Origin of the sequence: Streptomyces crystallinus, from assembly GCF_039521265.1 — a bacterium.
Classification (GTDB): Bacteria; Actinomycetota; Actinomycetes; order Streptomycetales; family Streptomycetaceae; genus Streptomyces; species Streptomyces crystallinus.
In genome coordinates, this window is record NZ_BAAACA010000004.1 from 48,087 (window position 1) to 64,236 (window position 16,150).

Annotated in this window: 18 protein-coding genes and 2 pseudogenes; 8 read left to right on the forward strand and 12 right to left on the reverse strand. The window is 61.8% G+C overall.

The window, feature by feature from the left end:
* Positions 1-79: 79 nt before the first annotated feature.
* On the reverse strand, positions 80-1,060 hold the full coding sequence (locus ABD236_RS02215; protein ID WP_344069283.1) for a hydrogen peroxide-inducible genes activator: 981 nt from the start codon (positions 1,058-1,060) through the stop codon (positions 80-82).
* Positions 1,061-1,269: 209 nt separating this feature from the next.
* Between ABD236_RS02215 and ABD236_RS02220 the strand changes: the two are divergent.
* Together ABD236_RS02220 and ABD236_RS02225 are read left to right on the forward strand one after the other, a co-directional pair.
* Positions 1,270-1,404, forward strand: a pseudogene (locus ABD236_RS02220) (peroxiredoxin); the annotation flags it as partial.
* Positions 1,405-1,535: 131 nt separating this feature from the next.
* Positions 1,536-3,062, forward strand: coding sequence for a recombinase family protein (locus ABD236_RS02225; RefSeq protein WP_344069286.1), 1,527 nt, complete (start codon positions 1,536-1,538; stop codon positions 3,060-3,062).
* A 361-nt stretch (positions 3,063-3,423) separates the two neighbouring features.
* Here the strand turns inward: ABD236_RS02225 and ABD236_RS02230 are convergent, their stop codons facing one another.
* From ABD236_RS02230 to ABD236_RS02275, 11 genes and pseudogenes are all read right to left on the reverse strand, one after another.
* The gene (locus ABD236_RS02230; RefSeq protein WP_344069289.1) at positions 3,424-3,660 is read right to left on the reverse strand and encodes a hypothetical protein; all 237 of its coding nucleotides are present in this window, start codon (positions 3,658-3,660) and stop codon (positions 3,424-3,426) included.
* A 138-nt stretch (positions 3,661-3,798) separates the two neighbouring features.
* The gene (locus ABD236_RS02235; RefSeq protein ID WP_344069292.1) at positions 3,799-4,476 is read right to left on the reverse strand and encodes a hypothetical protein; all 678 of its coding nucleotides are present in this window, start codon (positions 4,474-4,476) and stop codon (positions 3,799-3,801) included.
* Positions 4,473-5,201 carry a hypothetical protein gene (locus ABD236_RS02240; protein WP_344069295.1) on the reverse strand — a complete coding sequence of 243 codons (729 nt, stop codon included), beginning with the start codon at positions 5,199-5,201 and terminating at the stop codon, positions 4,473-4,475. Before ABD236_RS02240 ends, ABD236_RS02235 begins: the two co-directional genes overlap by 4 nt.
* A gap of 53 nt (positions 5,202-5,254) precedes the next feature.
* Positions 5,255-5,905 (reverse strand): toprim domain-containing protein, encoded by a 651-nt coding sequence (locus ABD236_RS02245; RefSeq protein ID WP_344069298.1) that lies wholly within the window; start codon positions 5,903-5,905, stop codon positions 5,255-5,257.
* Positions 5,906-5,930: 25 nt separating this feature from the next.
* Positions 5,931-6,140 (reverse strand): annotated as a pseudogene (locus tag ABD236_RS34975) (hypothetical protein); the annotation flags it as partial.
* Positions 6,121-6,498 carry a hypothetical protein gene (locus ABD236_RS02250; protein WP_344069301.1) on the reverse strand — a complete coding sequence of 126 codons (378 nt, stop codon included), beginning with the start codon at positions 6,496-6,498 and terminating at the stop codon, positions 6,121-6,123. The pseudogene ABD236_RS34975 and the gene ABD236_RS02250, both read right to left, overlap by 20 nt.
* Positions 6,491-7,321: an AAA family ATPase gene (locus tag ABD236_RS02255; RefSeq protein WP_344069304.1), complete on the reverse strand. Its 831-nt coding sequence runs from the start codon at positions 7,319-7,321 to the stop codon at positions 6,491-6,493. The genes ABD236_RS02250 and ABD236_RS02255 overlap by 8 nt, the downstream gene beginning before the upstream one ends.
* Positions 7,322-7,374: 53 nt before the next feature.
* Positions 7,375-7,896 (reverse strand): hypothetical protein, encoded by a 522-nt coding sequence (locus ABD236_RS02260; RefSeq protein ID WP_344069307.1) that lies wholly within the window; start codon positions 7,894-7,896, stop codon positions 7,375-7,377.
* Positions 7,897-8,117: 221 nt separating this feature from the next.
* Positions 8,118-8,948, reverse strand: a complete 831-nt coding sequence (locus ABD236_RS02265; protein ID WP_344069310.1) for a RecB family exonuclease — start codon at positions 8,946-8,948, stop codon at positions 8,118-8,120.
* 539 nt (positions 8,949-9,487) lie between these two features.
* Entirely contained in the window at positions 9,488-10,087 is a 600-nt protein-coding gene (locus tag ABD236_RS02270) for a hypothetical protein (RefSeq protein WP_344069313.1), read from the reverse strand.
* A 46-nt stretch (positions 10,088-10,133) separates the two neighbouring features.
* Positions 10,134-10,766, reverse strand: a complete 633-nt coding sequence (locus ABD236_RS02275) for a hypothetical protein (RefSeq protein WP_344069316.1) — start codon at positions 10,764-10,766, stop codon at positions 10,134-10,136.
* A gap of 961 nt (positions 10,767-11,727) precedes the next feature.
* Between ABD236_RS02275 and ABD236_RS34980 the strand changes: the two genes are divergently transcribed.
* The 6 genes from ABD236_RS34980 (at position 11,728) to ABD236_RS02300 (ending at position 16,127) form a co-directional block, all read left to right on the forward strand.
* The gene (locus tag ABD236_RS34980) at positions 11,728-11,988 is read left to right on the forward strand and encodes an HNH endonuclease (protein ID WP_425543803.1); all 261 of its coding nucleotides are present in this window, start codon (positions 11,728-11,730) and stop codon (positions 11,986-11,988) included.
* Between the two features lie 24 nt (positions 11,989-12,012).
* Complete coding sequence (locus ABD236_RS02280; RefSeq protein ID WP_344069319.1) at positions 12,013-12,408, forward strand: phage terminase small subunit; 396 nt, start codon at positions 12,013-12,015, stop codon at positions 12,406-12,408.
* Positions 12,409-12,426: 18 nt separating this feature from the next.
* Positions 12,427-12,996, forward strand: coding sequence for a hypothetical protein (locus ABD236_RS02285; protein WP_344069322.1), 570 nt, complete (start codon positions 12,427-12,429; stop codon positions 12,994-12,996).
* Between the two features lie 58 nt (positions 12,997-13,054).
* Positions 13,055-14,041, forward strand: coding sequence for a hypothetical protein (locus ABD236_RS02290; protein WP_344069325.1), 987 nt, complete (start codon positions 13,055-13,057; stop codon positions 14,039-14,041).
* The gene (locus tag ABD236_RS02295) at positions 14,034-15,479 is read left to right on the forward strand and encodes a phage portal protein (protein ID WP_344069328.1); all 1,446 of its coding nucleotides are present in this window, start codon (positions 14,034-14,036) and stop codon (positions 15,477-15,479) included. The genes ABD236_RS02290 and ABD236_RS02295 overlap by 8 nt, the downstream gene beginning before the upstream one ends.
* Before the next feature lie 63 nt (positions 15,480-15,542).
* Positions 15,543-16,127 carry a hypothetical protein gene (locus tag ABD236_RS02300; protein ID WP_344069331.1) on the forward strand — a complete coding sequence of 195 codons (585 nt, stop codon included), beginning with the start codon at positions 15,543-15,545 and terminating at the stop codon, positions 16,125-16,127.
* Positions 16,128-16,150: the final 23 nt, after the last annotated feature.

Here is a 16,150-nt window from a genome sequence, read left to right on the forward strand (position 1 = left end):
CGCGGGGAACTGCGCGATCAGCCCGCCACCGGCTCGCAGACGAAAGCGCAGCCCCGCCCGGGCCGGGCCCCCGGAGGGTTTAGGGAAGGGGCGGGGAGGGGCACACCCGTACGGGCAACACCGACATCGCCCCCCGCAACGCCCCCGCGAACTCCTCGAACTCCCCCTGCCGCGCAGCCCCCGCCCGCACCACCAACGCCACCCGCCGAGAAGGCGCGGGCTCCGCGAAGTACCCCGTGACCAGCCGGTCGTTGCGCGACGTCTCCACCCGTACAGCCGTTCGCGGCAGCAACGTCACCCCCAACCCACCCGCCACCAACTGCACCAGCGTGGCCAGCCCCGCCGCAGTCGTGGTCACGGCCGCCCCCTCCTCCCGCCCCGCCTCCCGGCAGATGTCCAGCGCCTGGTCCCGCAGGCAGTGGCCCTCGTCGAGCAGCAGCAGGTCCAGCTCGCGCAGGGCCTCGCGCGGCACGTCCTCCCGCCCGCCCAGCCAGTGGTCGCGCGGCATCACGAGCACGAAGTCCTCGTCGAAGAGCGGGAGTTCGAGGACGCCGGGGACGCCCAGCGGGACGGCGAGGAGCAGCACGTCGAGCCGCCCGGCCGCGAGGCCGTCGAGGAGCGAGGACGTCTGCTCCTCGTGGACCTGGAGGTCCAGCTCCGGATACCGCTCGTGCACCAGGCGCAGCACCGTCGGCAGCAGATACGGCGCCACCGTGGGAATCACCCCGAGCCGCAGCACCCCGGTGAACGGCGCCCGTACCGCCTCCGCCTCCTCGATCAGCGCCCCCACCGCGTCCAGCACCGCCTTCGCCCGCACCGCGAGCCGTTCCCCGGCGGGCGACAGGAGCACCCGGCGCGTGGTGCGCTCCAGGAGCTGCACCCCGAGCGCCTCCTCCAGCGCGGAGACCGCCCCGGACAGCGCGGGCTGGCTCATTCCGATCGCCGCCGCCGCGTCCCGGAAGTGCAGATGCTCAGCCACGGCCGCGAACGCCCGCAGCTGCGCCAGGCTCGGCTGCTTCACGGGCCGTACGGGCTTCACGACCGGCCTCACGGCCTTCACCGGGCCCCCCGCTCCACCACTGCCACCCGCTCCGCCACTGCCGACCTCTCCGGCCACTCCCCTATTACCAGCCACTGATAAGCACCTCCGATCACGATGACCGAGTCTAGCTATTTCCCTGATCAATGCCTCCTGTGACACCATCGCTAATCCGTCCAACCCCCAGGGAAGCCCCCAAAAGGGATCCTTCCCGAACGCAAGGAGAGCGCGTGCTCACTGTCGGTGACAAGTTCCCCGAGTTCGACCTGACCGCCTGCGTGTCGCTGGAGAGCGGCAAGGAGTTCGAGCAGATCAACCACAAGACCTACGAGGGCAAGTGGAAGATCGTCTTCGCGTGGCCGAAGACCACCTGGCAACCCTTTTTTTGGGACTTACTTAAGTGTGCACGGTAGACTCTCCTGAAGGCAGTCGAAGGGCTGTGACCTGCAACGATGCTGCCCGCACGGCCGCACGAGCAGGCTGAGAGGGGGACCACGTGATTCCAGTCGGCATGTACCGCCGAGTCTCTGAAGACAAGACCCTCAAGAGGGGGCCGTCGGCGTGGCGCGAGGTCGAGGAACAAGTCAAGGAGCAGGCCAGGGCCATACGCGTTATGGAGGCCGAGATGGGCAACGTCCAGATCGTCCGCGACTACTGCGACAACAACACGGTCGCATCCGATCCGTTCGTCGTCCGCGACGATTTCGAGGCTCTGCTGTCCGACATGGAAGCGGGGATCATCCACGGCGTGCTGTTCCTGCACAGTGACCGACTCGCACGCCTCCTCTATGACGCCGCCCGCATCAACCGCGTCTTCGAGATGCACCCCAACTACGTAGGCCGCAGCGTGGAGGGCGGTGTGGACCTCAGCACTGTCGAGGGCCGCACCATGTTTGCTATGCAGGCGACCATGGGAACGGCTGAGATCGGCAACACCAAGCGCCGAGTGACGCGAACGAACCGAGTGATTGCGCAGAAGGGCGTAATGCATGGTGGGCCCCGTCCTTTCGGCTGGAACGAGGATCGACGCACACTCCATCCGGAAGAGTCCCAACTCATCCGCAAGGCGCTTCTCGCCATCCCCGGCGGGTACAGGGTCGCGGACTTCCGCCGTGATCTCTGCGAATACGGTTACGAGCCTCGCAAGACCAAGCGATCCCGTGAGGGCACGCGGAAAGTTGAACACAGCACGGCTGAAGCCATGCTCATCAGCCCAAGAGTTGCAGGGCTGCGCTTCTACGTGCCCGAGGCGGAGCGCCGCCTTCAAAAGAAACGGCTGTGGCTTCCCGACTTTCTCGTTATTGTCGACGGCCTCCCCGTAAAAGGGGACTGGCAAGCTGTCGCCAGTCCCGACGAGTGGCGTCCCGCCGTAGATGAGATACGACGCCGCAAACAAGCCCAGCACGATGAACTCGGCATAGATCATGACACGAGCGTCAAATACCTGTGCTCCGGCATCGCCCGGTGCGGCAAGTGCATGGCCCCGATGTGGAGTAACCCCTATACGAAGGGAACCGGAGCCTACGAAAAATGGGGGTTCCGCTATCAATGTCAGTCGAACCACGGCGGTTGCGGAGGTGTCTCGCGAGTAGGCCCCCCGGTCGACGATCTCGTGGAGACAGCATTTCTTCAGGAAACACGGATGTCCCTTGGCCAGGACGTGGCTAGGGATAATGAGGTTGACGAATCCGTACACGATGCGCGACTCACGAGCATCGCCGAAGAGATTGCGGAAGTTACAGCGCGCCGCAAGGCAGGTCGCCTTAGCATGTCGGCCTCACTCGATGCTATTGAGGAGCTGGAGAAGGAGAGAAGCCTCCTCACTGCCCACCGCAGCAAACTAGCTCTAAGTAAGAGGCGGCAGAATCTCCTGACAACAGATGCCCTTGCAGACTGGGACGAGTTGACTATGTCAGAAAAGCGAACGAGATTGAGGGAAAGCATCCGGGCTGTCGTCATTCATCCCGCAGGGCGCGGCAAGCGATTCGATCCGGATCTCATCGAGATTGTCTGGGCTGAATAACACGCAAAGAGGCCCCCTCCCGATCGGGAGGGGGCCTCTTTGCGTTAGGTCTTCTTCAGTCCCCAGACCTTCATAACCCGAGCGCGCCATGTGTCATCGCGTTCAGGCGCCTTTGCTAGCTCGCGTTCTAGCCACTCTTCCTTAGTCAACCGTTAGTTACCCCGGGCCAGACGTAGGTTTGAATTAGATCAGTAATGTCAGTCGGAAAAACCGAGGTTGTCGAGAACTTCGCGGCAGGGCCGACAGATGCTTGTCTTGCCATTTGGCGTTGTAGTGTCTACTGCCTCAGCCTCGCTGCCCCAAGTCATGCATCCGGGACAGTAGTGGGCCGGAACAGGCACGAGTGTTTGTTCAGTCATGCTCACGCCCCTTCTTCGCCGAGGCCGCTTGCTACGTCCCAGAAGTCCAGAGCCATACGCTCTGCGGTAGGGATGGTGAACCCTGCGTCAATGGCGCTCCGGCGCACGATCTCGGCGTAGCGGATGACGGTCTCAGCTCCCTCGGCTGCGCGCTTGAACGCCTCTTCCTTGAGGGTGTCAGCAAGGCCCGTGGCGTCGAGGCCGAACAGGTAGGCGGCGAACTCGTCAGGGTCGGGCATGGGCCCGAGAGAGTCAGCAGTCACAGTCGTCCTTCCTGATGGTGTGAGTGAGCACGCGGGTGATGTAGCCGCACGTCCAAGCGGTGAGCGCGAACGCGGCTCCACAGGAGGTAGCGAGGATGACGTTGAACATGGTGGTTAGGCTCCGATTCGTTCGCTGATGACATAGGCCATGGAGGCGCCGGCCGCACCGTGATAGGTGGCGTCCGCGGCTGCGCTCGCCGCGGCAGATCCCATCCGCCCGGTCGAACCGTGTGCGGCCCTTTCCCGGCCTCGCTGATCTGTCTTGCTGTTCAGTCGCTCGGTGAGGCGGTCAATCGCCCGCTGGAGCTGCTTCTGCTCTGCGCTGCCGTGCAGAGGCTTCTCTTCGTGCAGGAAGGCCCGTTCTATGGCCGCCTGGTGCACGTCGGACAGACGGCTCATGGCTTCGTCGATGTCCCAGATGCTCAGGGCGATGCTGCTGGGGTCGTGGAGCACTCGGAGGAGATCCTCCTTGCGGTTGGGGATGAGTTCGCGGGCCTCCTCGCAGTAGTACGCGTGCTGAAGGACGTTGCGGACTTCCTTGGGGGTGTAGATCCACTCAGCGGTGTTGTACGTGTAGTGGAGGCGCTCGGCCTTGCAATGCTCGACGCCGATGCTCTGGAACACGGTGTAGAGGGCCCGGGGCTCATATGCCTCGAAGCGCTTGCGGCTCTCCCAGTACTTGAGAAGGATGTACTGCTCGATGTCGTCGGCTTCGCAGTACGAGTTTTCTCGGGCAAGGCGTGTAGCTGCCTTGCGTGCGGTGTTGATGATCTCTGGGTTGATCTGGGTCACTTGTAGCGTTCGCCCTCCACGAGGAATGAGCCGGTGCGGCTGACGGGGATGAGGTGGGGTGTGACGGTGGTGCCGTCGATGTGGAACAGGCCGAATGCGCTCTGCCAGTTAGCGAGTCGCTCGGGGCCGAGGTAGGCGGCCTGGGTGATGTCCATGAGGTGGCCGAGCTCGACCCCGGTAATGGTCTTGGTGCCTGCGGGGCCGGTGGTTTCGGAGATGATGCCTGCGCGGTGTGTGTGGCCCATGACGATGGAACGGCCGTACTTCCGAGCGGCGTTGATGGCGGTGCCGCCTGCGTAGCGGGCAAGGGAGATGCCGCGCGCGTGGCCGTGGATGGCGGACCAGCCGGGTGCGAAGTCGTATCGCGTGGGCTCGAAGCGCATGCCGTAGTCGTCCAGGCGGAGGAGCTTGTCCTCACGGAACGACTCTTCGTCGTACAGGGCGGGTGCGCGGTCGACGAGGTACTTCTGTGGGCGTTCTCCGTGGTTAGAGCCGAGCAAGGTGTACGGACCGTCGTATCCGGCTCGCAGGGGCTCAATGTGATGCCTGCGGGTGTATGCAGCTTCCTGCTGCACGGTCATGCCGTACTCAGCACGCTGGCCGGCCGACCACCTGCCAGGCGCCGTGTAGTCGTTGATGTCCCCGATGTTGATGACTTCGTCCGGCTGCGAGTCGTGAACGAAGCGGATGAGGTTGCGGTTGGCTCGCTTGTTCTCAAGGGGCATCTGAAGGTCCGATATGAGAACGATTCGCTTCGAGCGCTTGCTTGGTGCAAAGATCAGAAGCCCGCCATTTCAAGTAGTGCGGATGCACCGCTTTCGCGGTAGTAGTCATTCACGTCTGCCCCAGTGGGCATTTGTCGAGTGGTTGCGTGCTCATTCTTCTCTCGGATTGTGTCAGCGAGCTTGAGGCCTGCTTCGTCTCCGTCTGCGAGAGTAACGACCTCGCTGTATCCACGGATCAGCCGGTTGAAGATGGGTTTCCAGTTCTGTGCCCCCGCTACGCCGATGGCCGGGATTCCGGCCTGCCATGCGGTCATGGTGTCGATCTCCCCTTCACAGACGGCGATTCGGTTCACTGGGAGCGTGAGGGTGAGGATGTTGAAGACTTTGGCGTCGTCTCCGGGTTCACGGGTGTATTTGGTGTGCTTCTCGATGGTCTTGCAGTCGTGATCAGCTATGCACCTGTACCGGATGGCCACAGTGCCCTGCCGGTTCAGGTAGGGGATGGCTAGCAGGCCTGCGTAGCGTTCATGCCCCGAGAGTGGGTTTGCGACGTATCCGAGCCGAAAGGATCGAGCGCTGTCCGGGGATAGGCCCCGCTTCTTCAAATACTCGGCGGCGGGCGAGCCGTCCAGTTGGTTTTGATAGGTAGCTGCCGCCTGATCCAAATAGGCGATTCGCTGCTTCGACGGCGGCGAAAAAGTCAAGCCTTTCCTCTTCCATGATGACGCTCCAACTGTCGTGGCTGAAGTCGCAGCCGTGGCAGTAGATGACGTTTTCGTCGATGTTGATTGAGGCGCTGGCGGTGGAATCGTCATGGTCAGGTGTTGGGCACTTGCAGGGTTGCCACGTCCCGTTGTCCCGTCGGGGCGTCTCCCAGTCGGGGAAGTAGTGCGTCAATACGGCGACGATGGGGGGCTTTTCACTCGGCGTAGTAGGCATTGAGGAGTCGCGTTGCGAAGCTTCCGGGGAATACCCACGCTGCTCCTTCGGCGGGGGCTAGGTGTCGCTTGTAGATCAGGCAGGCTTCATCACCCGTGCCGTTGTTCTGCGCTTGCATGAGTGAGTCGTCAAGGTGCTTCCAGAGCTGGACGCGGTCGACAGCCTTGGCCTGTACGGTGAGTGGAACGTTCCCAATGTCGCCGCGGTCGTGAGATCCATAGATGGCTCCGTTCCGCTTTGCCTCTTCATATCCGAGGTTTCGGAAGACTTTTACGAGGTCGTTCTCCCAGTTGCGTCCTCTGGCTTTTACTGCGGCCCCGTTGGGCTGGGTAAGCTTGCGGGGTTTGGGGTTAGCCAATGATTTGCATCCTTTCCGGCTGCCACTGGAGGCGCGCGAAGGTGAAGCCTGAGGCATCGGCCTTGCCGCCTCGGTTCTTGACGTTGGACACCCGCAGGTCGTAGCCCTCGAACTCCGTGCCGCCCCGATGAAGGGTGAGGATGACTTCGGGCACGCGGCCGACCTGGCCCTTGATGCCGCTGAGCGGGATCGGGTTGACGCCGTCGTTGTAGGGGCCGGTGACGTGGTGGAGGAGGACGATCGCGCTCTCCATGCGGCGGGCCAAGTCGTGGAAGAAGGCGCAGAGTTCATCTAGTGCAGCGTGCCCCTCTCCCATCTCAGGAGCGGCCACGTTGGTGACATTGTCGATGATGACGAGGGCGGGCCAGCCGTAGATCATGGCGTAGGCGATGAGGCTTTGTTCGATCTCGTCGAGGTCGGGCGAGGCATCAAAAGACCATCGAATATCGAGGCCGGCCAAGGCGGCATCGAAGGACTCGGTACGCCCCTGTTCAATGGCAGATTCGACCTGCTCTGTAGTCCAGCCGCTGATGTTCGCGGCACTGCGGACGTACTGCGTGAAGGCATCGCTGTCGGCACTGAAGTACATCGTTGGCACTGCCGACTTGATGGCGACGTTGAGAGCGAGGGCAGACTTGCCGGTGCCGGGACCTGCTGCGATCAGGTGGAGCTGTCCGCGACGGATGTGGACACCTAGATCGTGCAGGGCCTTGAGCGTGGTTGGGATGGGCTCGCCTGCCGAGCCCCGCTTATGGAGTGCTTGCGAGAGCGTGAGTATGAGCGGCCTCCCCGTGGCAGGTGGCCAGTGCCGTAGATGCAGCACTGGCCACCCACCCACGTGTACACACTTAAGAAACTAGGGAAAAATGAAGGGCCCTACTGCTGCCAAGCGGCTGGAGCGTTGCCCTGCGGAGGCACCCACGTATTGGCGTTGGTCGGCCAGGAGCTCGCCGTGGTCTCTGACAGCGGCTTGTTCTGCGCGTTCGTGGGCTGGGTGTACTCGGCAACGTAGATCTTTGCTGGGTTGCCGAACTTCGAGGGGCGCGTCCGCGCGAAGGTGAGTTTCAGAAAGGCACCGCTGGCGGGGGTACCCGTGGCCGCACCTGCGCGCTTCATGGCGTCCCCGATTGCGGTAGCCATCTGAGAACCTACGGGCATCCAGACCGTGCGGAGGCCGTCGTCAGTGTCCCCGCCTTCGGGAGTGGCCAGGGTGATGATTCGCTGCCACCGAGGATTGCCGTTGTGGTCGGTGTCCTGCTGTTCGGTGCCGAACTTGTTGAGCGGGATCCGCTGGGAGACGTTTTCTACGTAGCCGTTCACGTTGTCGCCTACGTTGGTGAACTTGAAGGTCTTGCCGACCGGTGCGGACGGCGCAAAGTCGTTGGTGTCGTCGTGCAAAGTAATCCTTACTGTCGGGGGTTGCTGGTCGCTATCACGGTGGCTCCAAGCTCACCCAGGTTGAAGGCGGCTTGGGCTTGGTTGAGAAGGTCGGCGTATCGGGGTGCCGCGATGGAAAAAGCTTCGACGTTCGGCCCGACTGTCATGGGTGTCTCGCCGTGAAAGGCGACCTCTACATTGGGGGCCGGCCGGAAAGTACATGTGAAGGCGGGATGGTTCACCTAGTTTCCTTTCGCCTTGCAGAAGCGACTGACTCCACAGGTGACGCAGTGGTCTCCGGGGTTGGCGAGGTAGACACTGTTGCGCTCCGCAGCGTCCATTGCGGCGTATTGGGCTTCGAGCCAGTGCTGATCGATTCGAGTCAAATCGTGGGGTTCGGTCGGCCCTCCTGGTTTGGGCGAGCGCCCCTTTCGTGCGCATGAGAAGAAGTCGCCCCAGGTGATGTCAACCGCGTAGGTCTCCCAGACGGCTCGCCGGTAAAGTGCGAGTTGGAGCGCTGACGACTGCATCTTGGTGCCGGTTTTGATGTCGCGGACTGTCAGCCCATAGGGCGTCGTCACAACTTGGTCGATGAACCCCCGGACTGGCACATTGCCAAGTTTGATGTTGAATTCAAGCTCGATCGCCTGCTTCCCGTCAGGGGTGATCCAGATAGATTCTCCCGACTGCTCGGTGTAGTCGATGTAGTCGAGCACCTGGTGCTCACCGAGCTCGCGCCGGTCTGCCAGGTCCTTTGCACCGGACTTGAAGCCACCGGTCATCCACCGGCTCGTGTCGCTCTGCTTCGCCAGGCCGGCCGCGAGTTCCTGCTCCCATGCTTGCTGATAGCAGGCCACTGCTTGGGCTCGGGAAAGAGTTCGGCCGGACCGCTCATACGCTTCGACTCCGCTGTGTACTGCGGTGCCTTGTACGAACCATCCGGCCGGGGTGCTGGGGCGCCTTTCTATACGCTCCAGTCTGTAGGCTTCGCCGCATTGGGCGTAGCGGTTATATTGGCTGTGGCTACGCGGCTTGTGGGTGCCGGTAGACGTCGGCAAATCTTTCTCCTCCACCGACGGGTGCATACTCGAATCCGTCGATCCGTTCAGTGCGAAGGAATTGATACCCCTCGGGGATCGCGTCAAAATGGGCTCGGTGCTGGCGCCCGTCAGTCTTTTCGCAGTGGTAGTGGACAATGTGATCGCCATTGCTGTGCTTGAAGCGCACAACCATGCCGGCTACGGCAGTCATCCCCCCGATGATCCGAGTTACCTCGGGTCCCCCTTCGAGCAATGACCGATAGTTAGAGAAAACCGCGGTCGGTGTTGCCACTACTATCTATCCCCTTTCCCCGCTGTAGCAGGGATTTCGCGAGATGTTCCTCGCGCATCCAACGGCCTCCTCCCGCCCCGGCGAAGGCCCTCCGTTAACCTATGCACTCGCTAACGGTTCGTCAATAAACATTAGTGTCCGCATCTTGTAACGCCCTCAACCGCGTTGTGCTTGCCGTGAGTTGATCGGTGTGAGCTGGCGCACTTCACACCACCTTACGAAACGCCAACGAGCCGCTTCCCGAGGGGGCGGCTCGTTGCATGCTGCACGTACGACGATGTCACTCCATTCGATATAGCTCAATGGTTTCCGGCGGTAGCCCATGATTTTCGGGCAGCGCAATGAGGAGGTTGCCGTGTTCCGGCTTCCTCTCGATGTACGACCAACCTTCAGTGGTGTCGTAGGACACGACTAGCTTCTTCATATCTGCCAACCAGGCAGTATGCTGCTGCGCGTTCTTTTCGGTGAGCGCGTGGTTTTCGAGTTGTGCCCTCAAGTGCAATCTCAGCGCTCTGCCTGGTGGGCCACCGCGGTGCTTGGACGCAACCTTCCAGGGCATCAGAGAGCGGAAATCGATCTTGGGGTCCTTGAAAGGAGCCAGCCGGATACTGACTGCGGCTTCTGTCACTCCGTAGTACTCAGCGATCTCCTTCTGATTCTCGAACACCTTTTTCGCCAGGAGTACGAATATCTCTCCTGCGGTTGGCAATTTGGCTGGTCGCCCTACGCCATCATAGGAGGGCTCAGCGAGAATTCGCCCCCGGATCATTGTCTCGCTGACACCATAGGCCTCGGCTACTTCTCGAACGTTTTTGAACGTTCCATTGGCTAGAAGGTTCGATAGTTCCTTGGCCGAGGGCAGATCCTTGCCAGTACCCATGAGTGCGCTCCGTTCATCAAATACATGCTGGTTATGCTCACTTCCCTCACCACAGAAAGTCTACGCCTCTCGCGGTAGACTTTTCAGCTACGTCACGATCGACCGGCATTAGGGCCCCCGTGAACTGGGGACCGCATTTGATGAGGATGGGTTCATCGTGTGCCGTGATCCTTAAGTCCAGCATCGGACTAGTCCCCTTCGGGGTCTTTATTTTCCCGAATCGGGACAGGAGACCGGGGTCTAGAGCCAAGAGCTCAGGAACATTTACGTCTTCACGATCAAGCTTTTCCAGCAGTGACGTACAGAGTTTCCACACGCCCTTGTCGTACTCAAGGGAGCGTGGCGAAATAGCTGCCTGCACGTTCATCTGCATTCCAGACACAATGAGCCCTCCGTCGTCTTTGACGGTGACTCTGAGCTGGCCTTTACAGGACCGGCCGATTTTGTCGAGTTCCGTAAGGTCAGTTCTTGCTAGCTCAAGTTCGACTGACGAGGAGAAGCCTTCCAGGGGGCCGATGCTCGCGCGTCCGATTGCATAGGTGTCCGTGGCCAGGAAGTAACCTTCTGAATCCTTCAGGCGAAGGAGGGCCGCAGGAACGACTGATCGAGCTGGAGTGAACGCAAGAGCATTGTATGCGGCTCGGGCGAAGTCTTCACCCTCAATCACGAAGTGATTCAAGCCCCTCCCTGGCGGACTGGGAGGCCATGTTATTTGCCTTGTAGACGTCCATCCCTATGGCGGACCAGTCTTGGAACGTACTACGTGATCCCGACGGGGAACTTCTGAGCGCGGGTCTACTGGACGAGAACACTCTGTATTCTTCCCTTCCCTCACGGCGTTTCTCACGCCATTTCTCGCGCTTGTGGTGCCGGTTGCTCATTTTGATCCTCGTTAGTGCACTGAGGGTCTAGCGCGTCTACTCGTACAAGTGAGGAGACCCGCAAAGCCCTCAGATGTGGGGTAGAGCCGGCGGCAAAGCTTCCCTGTTCCCAAGGCTTCGTCATCCCTCACGACCGGTGCGATGAAGCGCCTGCACTGGGCGTCCGGCGAACCGGCGGGTGAGGTAGAAGTCCCTGGAGCGGCGAGCCTTGCCGCCTGCCGACCGGACGCCAACGGTTGGCGTCGGAAGTTCAGGTGAGGCCTCCCACGCTCTCGGGGTGGCCTCGGGTTGTTGCTCTTCAGCTATCAATCCCGGGTGAGCCGGGGCTGTCTGTGCCCTCTCGGGGCGGCGACATCGAGAACATTACTTAAGTGTGCACGGTCTTGCAACCTGCCCTAGTGTGACGGGCGTCACACTGCATCAAGGTACGGAACAGTCGTTCGTGACCACGCCTCCAAGTATGAGAGATAAGAAAAAAAAGAACCTTCCACGGTGAGAAGAACTTAAATATCTTCTCTCTTAGGTCACTGAAAATACTCCCCGCAAAGTTGATGCTCCCTTGATAGGTAGAGAACCTTTGCGGGGTTTCTTGCCCCGGGTGAGATTCCACCACGTCGATTGAGGCTGTGCAGTCTGGTCTCACCCGGGGCGAACCCCTAAGGAACTCCATTGCCCAGAGCTCGACAGACTTGCTTTCGGTCCGGGTGCCCGCGGATAGCAATCAAGGCCGGCGGATGCGCCGAGCACGCGCCTAAGTACGTGGATCACAGAAAGCCTTGGGCCAACAAGTCTCAGCGGAACCAATCTCGTTCCACGGGATGGAACAGGGTCCGCCTTGCCATTCTCCGCAGGGACGCCCATCGTTGTTACCTCTGCGGAGCGAGAGCGAACGAGGTGGATCACATCGTTCCTGTCGCCTTCGGCGGAACTGAAGCACCCTTGAACCTTGCAGCATGCTGCGGGACATGCCACCGGGAAAAGACCCGGCGAGAGGCCCGCCGAGGCCGCTACGGATACTGACTTATCTTACTTAAAGGAGCCTGCATGGCTGGCAGGGGTGTGCCGCCGAAGTCCAACGCGGTACGCCGCAACAAGCACATGGAGGCACCCCTCACCGGTGCCGGTTCCAGCATCGTCCCCGAGCTCCCCAACGCCGAGCGCTACCTTCCGGCAGTACGGGAGTGGTGGGACACCTGGCGCCATTCAGCACAGGCTGAACAGTTCCTTCCCACGGACGTTCAGCGCCTGAAAATCCTTGTGCTTCTGGTCCAGCGCATCTACGAGATGGAAGGCGCAGACCTCAAGGCCTATGCGGAACTTCGGCAGCAAGAATCCCTTCTCGGTGGCACGGTCCTCGACCGTCAACGCCTGCGGATGAAGGTGAAGAAGGACAGTGAACAGTCGACCGGTGATGACGTCCTGGACGACCTGATTGGATAAATAAATCGAGGGAGGGCTGTGCCGCAGACGGGAAATCTTCCCGCGCATGAGCCCGACCTCACCCTCGGTCATCACATCCTGGGTTGGGCTGAGCGCTACATTGTCCAGCCAGATGGCGAGAATGCCGGAGCGCCATGGCGGTTCACTTCCGAGCAGCGCCACTTAATTCTCTGGCTCTATGCCCTCAAGCCTGATGGTGGCTGGGTCTATACCGAGGCAACTCTTCGACGTGCCAAGGGCTTTGGTAAGACTCCCCTTCTTGCTGCTCTGGCGATCATTGAGTTCATCGGTCCATGCCGGTGGACGGGCCAGATCAAGACTGCGAAGAATGGAACGCTGATCCCGGTGGGCAAGCCTGTCCACCTTCCCTTGGTGCAGCTCGCAGCGACATCCCTGGACCAGACGGCCCAGACGATGGACATGATCCGCGGCATGCTCTCCGAGTCGCCGGCTGAGCGTGAATACGACCTGGACATCTCGAAGACGATGATCCAGTTCAAGGGCAATCGCCCTGGAAAGATCACGCCCGTTACGTCGTCGACCCGAGGCAATGAGGGGGCGAGGCCCACCTTTGCGCGGCCCCGGTGAGCAATCCGCTTGCCGGGGCCGCGTCGCGTTCGTCGTAGCTGACGAGACGCACCACTGGGTGCACAGCAACGCGGGTCCAGGGTTCTTCGAGACTCTGGGCCGCAACACCAACAAGACGCTGTCGCAGGGCTCGCGGGTCGTCCAGACGACGAACGCCTACGACCCCAACGAGGCATCGGTGGCCCAGCTCACGCACGAGAAGGTGCTGAACGGCAACCCGCTGATCCTCTACGACTGCCGCGAGGCGTCGCCCGGCATCGATCTGAAGGATCCGGACGCGGTACGGGCGGGTTTGGTCGAGGCCTACGGGGACTCCTGGTGGGCGCCGATCGACCAACTCGTCAGCGTCATCGTGTACGGCACCAACCCCGCCCACGACTACCGGTTCTACCTGAACAACATCGCGGAGTCAGCCGACTCATGGATGAGCAAGACCGAGTGGGAAGCCTGCTTTGCCAACGATGATCCGATCCGCCCCGGCGATCAGATCGCAATCGGCTTCGACGGAAGCCTCTTCCACGATGCCACCGGGATCGTCGGGGTTCGCCTGCGGGATGGACGCCTCTTCACCATCGGCGTATGGGAGAAGCCAGAGAACGCCGGCCCTGACTGGGAGGTCGACGTCCTAGCCGTCGAGGCCGCCGTACAACGAGCCTTCAAGGACTACTCGGTTGAGTGGATGTACGCCGATCCGCCGCACTGGCAGGAAGCCATTGGCCGGTGGGCACTGGCTTACGGCGATGACAAGGTCTTCGAGTACTGGACCAATAAGCCCAGCCGCATGGTCAACGCGATTGAGCGATTCCGCACCGCGGTGACCACCAAGGACCTCAGCCACTCCGGCGAGACCAAGCTGACCCGCCACATGCTGAACGCTGTGGCCCGCGAGGTTCCCCAAGGTGTCCTCATCCGCAAGGACTCCCCCAAGTCGAAGCGCAAGATCGACCTTGCCGTGTGCGCGATCTTGGCGTTCGAGGCACGGGCCGATGCGATAGCCGACGGGCGAATGACACGAAAGAGGAGACGCGTAGTCGGCTTTGGATAAGATCAGTAACTTCACTTCTCCACCCACCACGGCCCTGAACTGGATCAACTACCTCCAGGGCAAGCACGGTTCACAACTCGCACAGATCCGGCGCTATGCCGAGTACTACGAGGGTGACCAGCAGGTGATGCCGTTCTCCCAGGCCATCTACAACACCGCCTTCGGTGACACCTTCCGCTCCTGGTCCGACAACTTCTGTGCCCTGATCATCGACGCGGTCAACGAACGCCTTCGTGTCATCGGCTTCCGCATGACGAAGGACCCAGATGCCGACGAGGACGCTCACGCGATCTGGCAGCGCAATCACATGGACGTGCAGTCCAGTGCGGCACACCTCGACGCGATGATTCACGGCGAGTCCTACGCCATTGTGTGGGCCGGCCTCGATGGCGAACCCGTCATCTCCTGCGAGTCCGCAGAGAACGTAGTGGTGCAGTACAAGCCCGGCAGCCGAACCGAGCTGGACGCCGCGGCGAAGTACTTCACGGACGACTGGGGGCGCCAACACGTCACCCTATGGACCCCGGAGTACCTCTACACCTCGGTGACTGACGAGCACGGATGGCTTGAGCCTGTGCAGGCACCCAACCCGCTGGGCGTCGTTCCTGTCGTGCCGATCTCCAACCGGCTCCGCCTGACAGGTACCGCACAGTCGGACCTCAAGGCCATCATTCCCCTCCAGGACGCGATCAACAAGACGATCACGGATGCCCTGGTGGCGTCCGAAATGGCGGCCTTCCCGGCGCGTTTCGTCACCGGTCTGGAGATCGCCGAGGACTCCGACGGCAACCCCATCGAGCCCTTCCGAGTTGCTATCGACAAGGTCCTCCAGGCCGAGGACCCGAACGCCAAGTTCGGACAGTTCCAGGCCGCTGACCTGTCGAACTACGGCAGCCTGATTGACCTGCTCACCAAGCACCTCGCGAGCATCGCGCGCCTGCCGCACTGGATGATCGACTCCACGGGACAGCCCGCAACGGGCGAAGGCGCCGAGGCCGCCGAATACGGCCTGGTCGCCAAGATCAAGGAACGCATCCTCCACTTCGGGCGGGCCTGGGTCGAGGTCATGCGCCTCTGCTTCAAGGTCAAGCAGGACCCTCGGGCCGGTGCCTTTGACGCGTCTGTCATCTGGGCCGACGTCGAGAACCGTTCCGAAGCACAGCACATGGATGCCTTGGTGAAGCTCTTTTCCCTGGGTGTGCCTGCCGCAGTGCTGTGGGAGCGCGCGGGCTTTACTCCCCAGGAGATCGACCGCTTCCCCGCACTGCTGGAGGACCAGGAGGAGCTCATTGGCTCCTACCCCTCTGCCATCTCCGGCGGCGGATCCTCCGGCGCTGACAAGCCCGCCGATCCAGCCGAGATGGCCGCTACCGCCCCCCAGGGCAATGCCGGAAACTCTGCACGCAAGATCGCGGGCGATGACGGCTCGCGCCGATAAAGCGCCTTCCCGAGGCTTCTGCAACGGAAGCCTCCTGTACCTCCGAAACGGACTGATAGCCCCATGACCGAGCTGACTCCCGCCCCCGCATCCGCCAACGAGCCTGCCGCGAACCCGACCCCTTCGGATTCTGAGCATGCGCCGGATCCGACTGCTCTCGCGGCCGAGGTCGACAAGTGGCGTTCGATGAGCCGCAAGAACGAAAAGGCCTTCAAGGATGCGTCGAAGGAGCTTGAGACCTTCCGCCAAGCCGCCATGACCGAGCAGGAACGCGCCATCGAGGCTGCCCGTTCCGAGGCCCGCACGGCCGTTCTTTCCGAAGTCGGCAACCAGCTCGTGGCCGCAGAGATGCGCGCTCAGGCTGCAAGCACCGGCGCCACGCTCCCGGCCCCCGATTATCTGAACCTCGCGCGCTTCCTTGGTGAGGACGGCCAGCCGGACACCAAGGCCATCAACGCCTTCGTCACCACGCTGTCCCAGAGCGCACCGCCCCAGCCTGAGTACAAGCAGGACATCGGCCTCGGACGCCAGGGCACCAGCCAGGCAGGACAGCTCACCCGCTCCGACCTCTCCCGCATGACCGCTTCCCAGATCAACGCCGCCCGCTCCAAGGGCCACCTGGACGCGCTCATGCGCGGGGAGCTCTAACACTCAGAAGGAACGTCTCTCCA

What these genes read in the sequence shown, in the direction of transcription:
- ABD236_RS02300 (WP_344069331.1), top strand. Translation starts at nt 15,543, where the DNA reads ATGACCGAGCTGACTCCCGCCCCCGCATCCGCCAACGAGCCTGCCGCG.
- ABD236_RS02270 (WP_344069313.1), bottom strand. Translation starts at nt 10,087, where the DNA reads ATGGGTACTGGCAAGGATCTGCCCTCGGCCAAGGAACTATCGAACCTT.
- ABD236_RS02280 (WP_344069319.1), top strand. Translation starts at nt 12,013, where the DNA reads ATGGCTGGCAGGGGTGTGCCGCCGAAGTCCAACGCGGTACGCCGCAAC.
- ABD236_RS02240 (WP_344069295.1), bottom strand. Translation starts at nt 5,201, where the DNA reads ATGCCCCTTGAGAACAAGCGAGCCAACCGCAACCTCATCCGCTTCGTT.
- ABD236_RS02230 (WP_344069289.1), bottom strand. Translation starts at nt 3,660, where the DNA reads ATGCCCGACCCTGACGAGTTCGCCGCCTACCTGTTCGGCCTCGACGCC.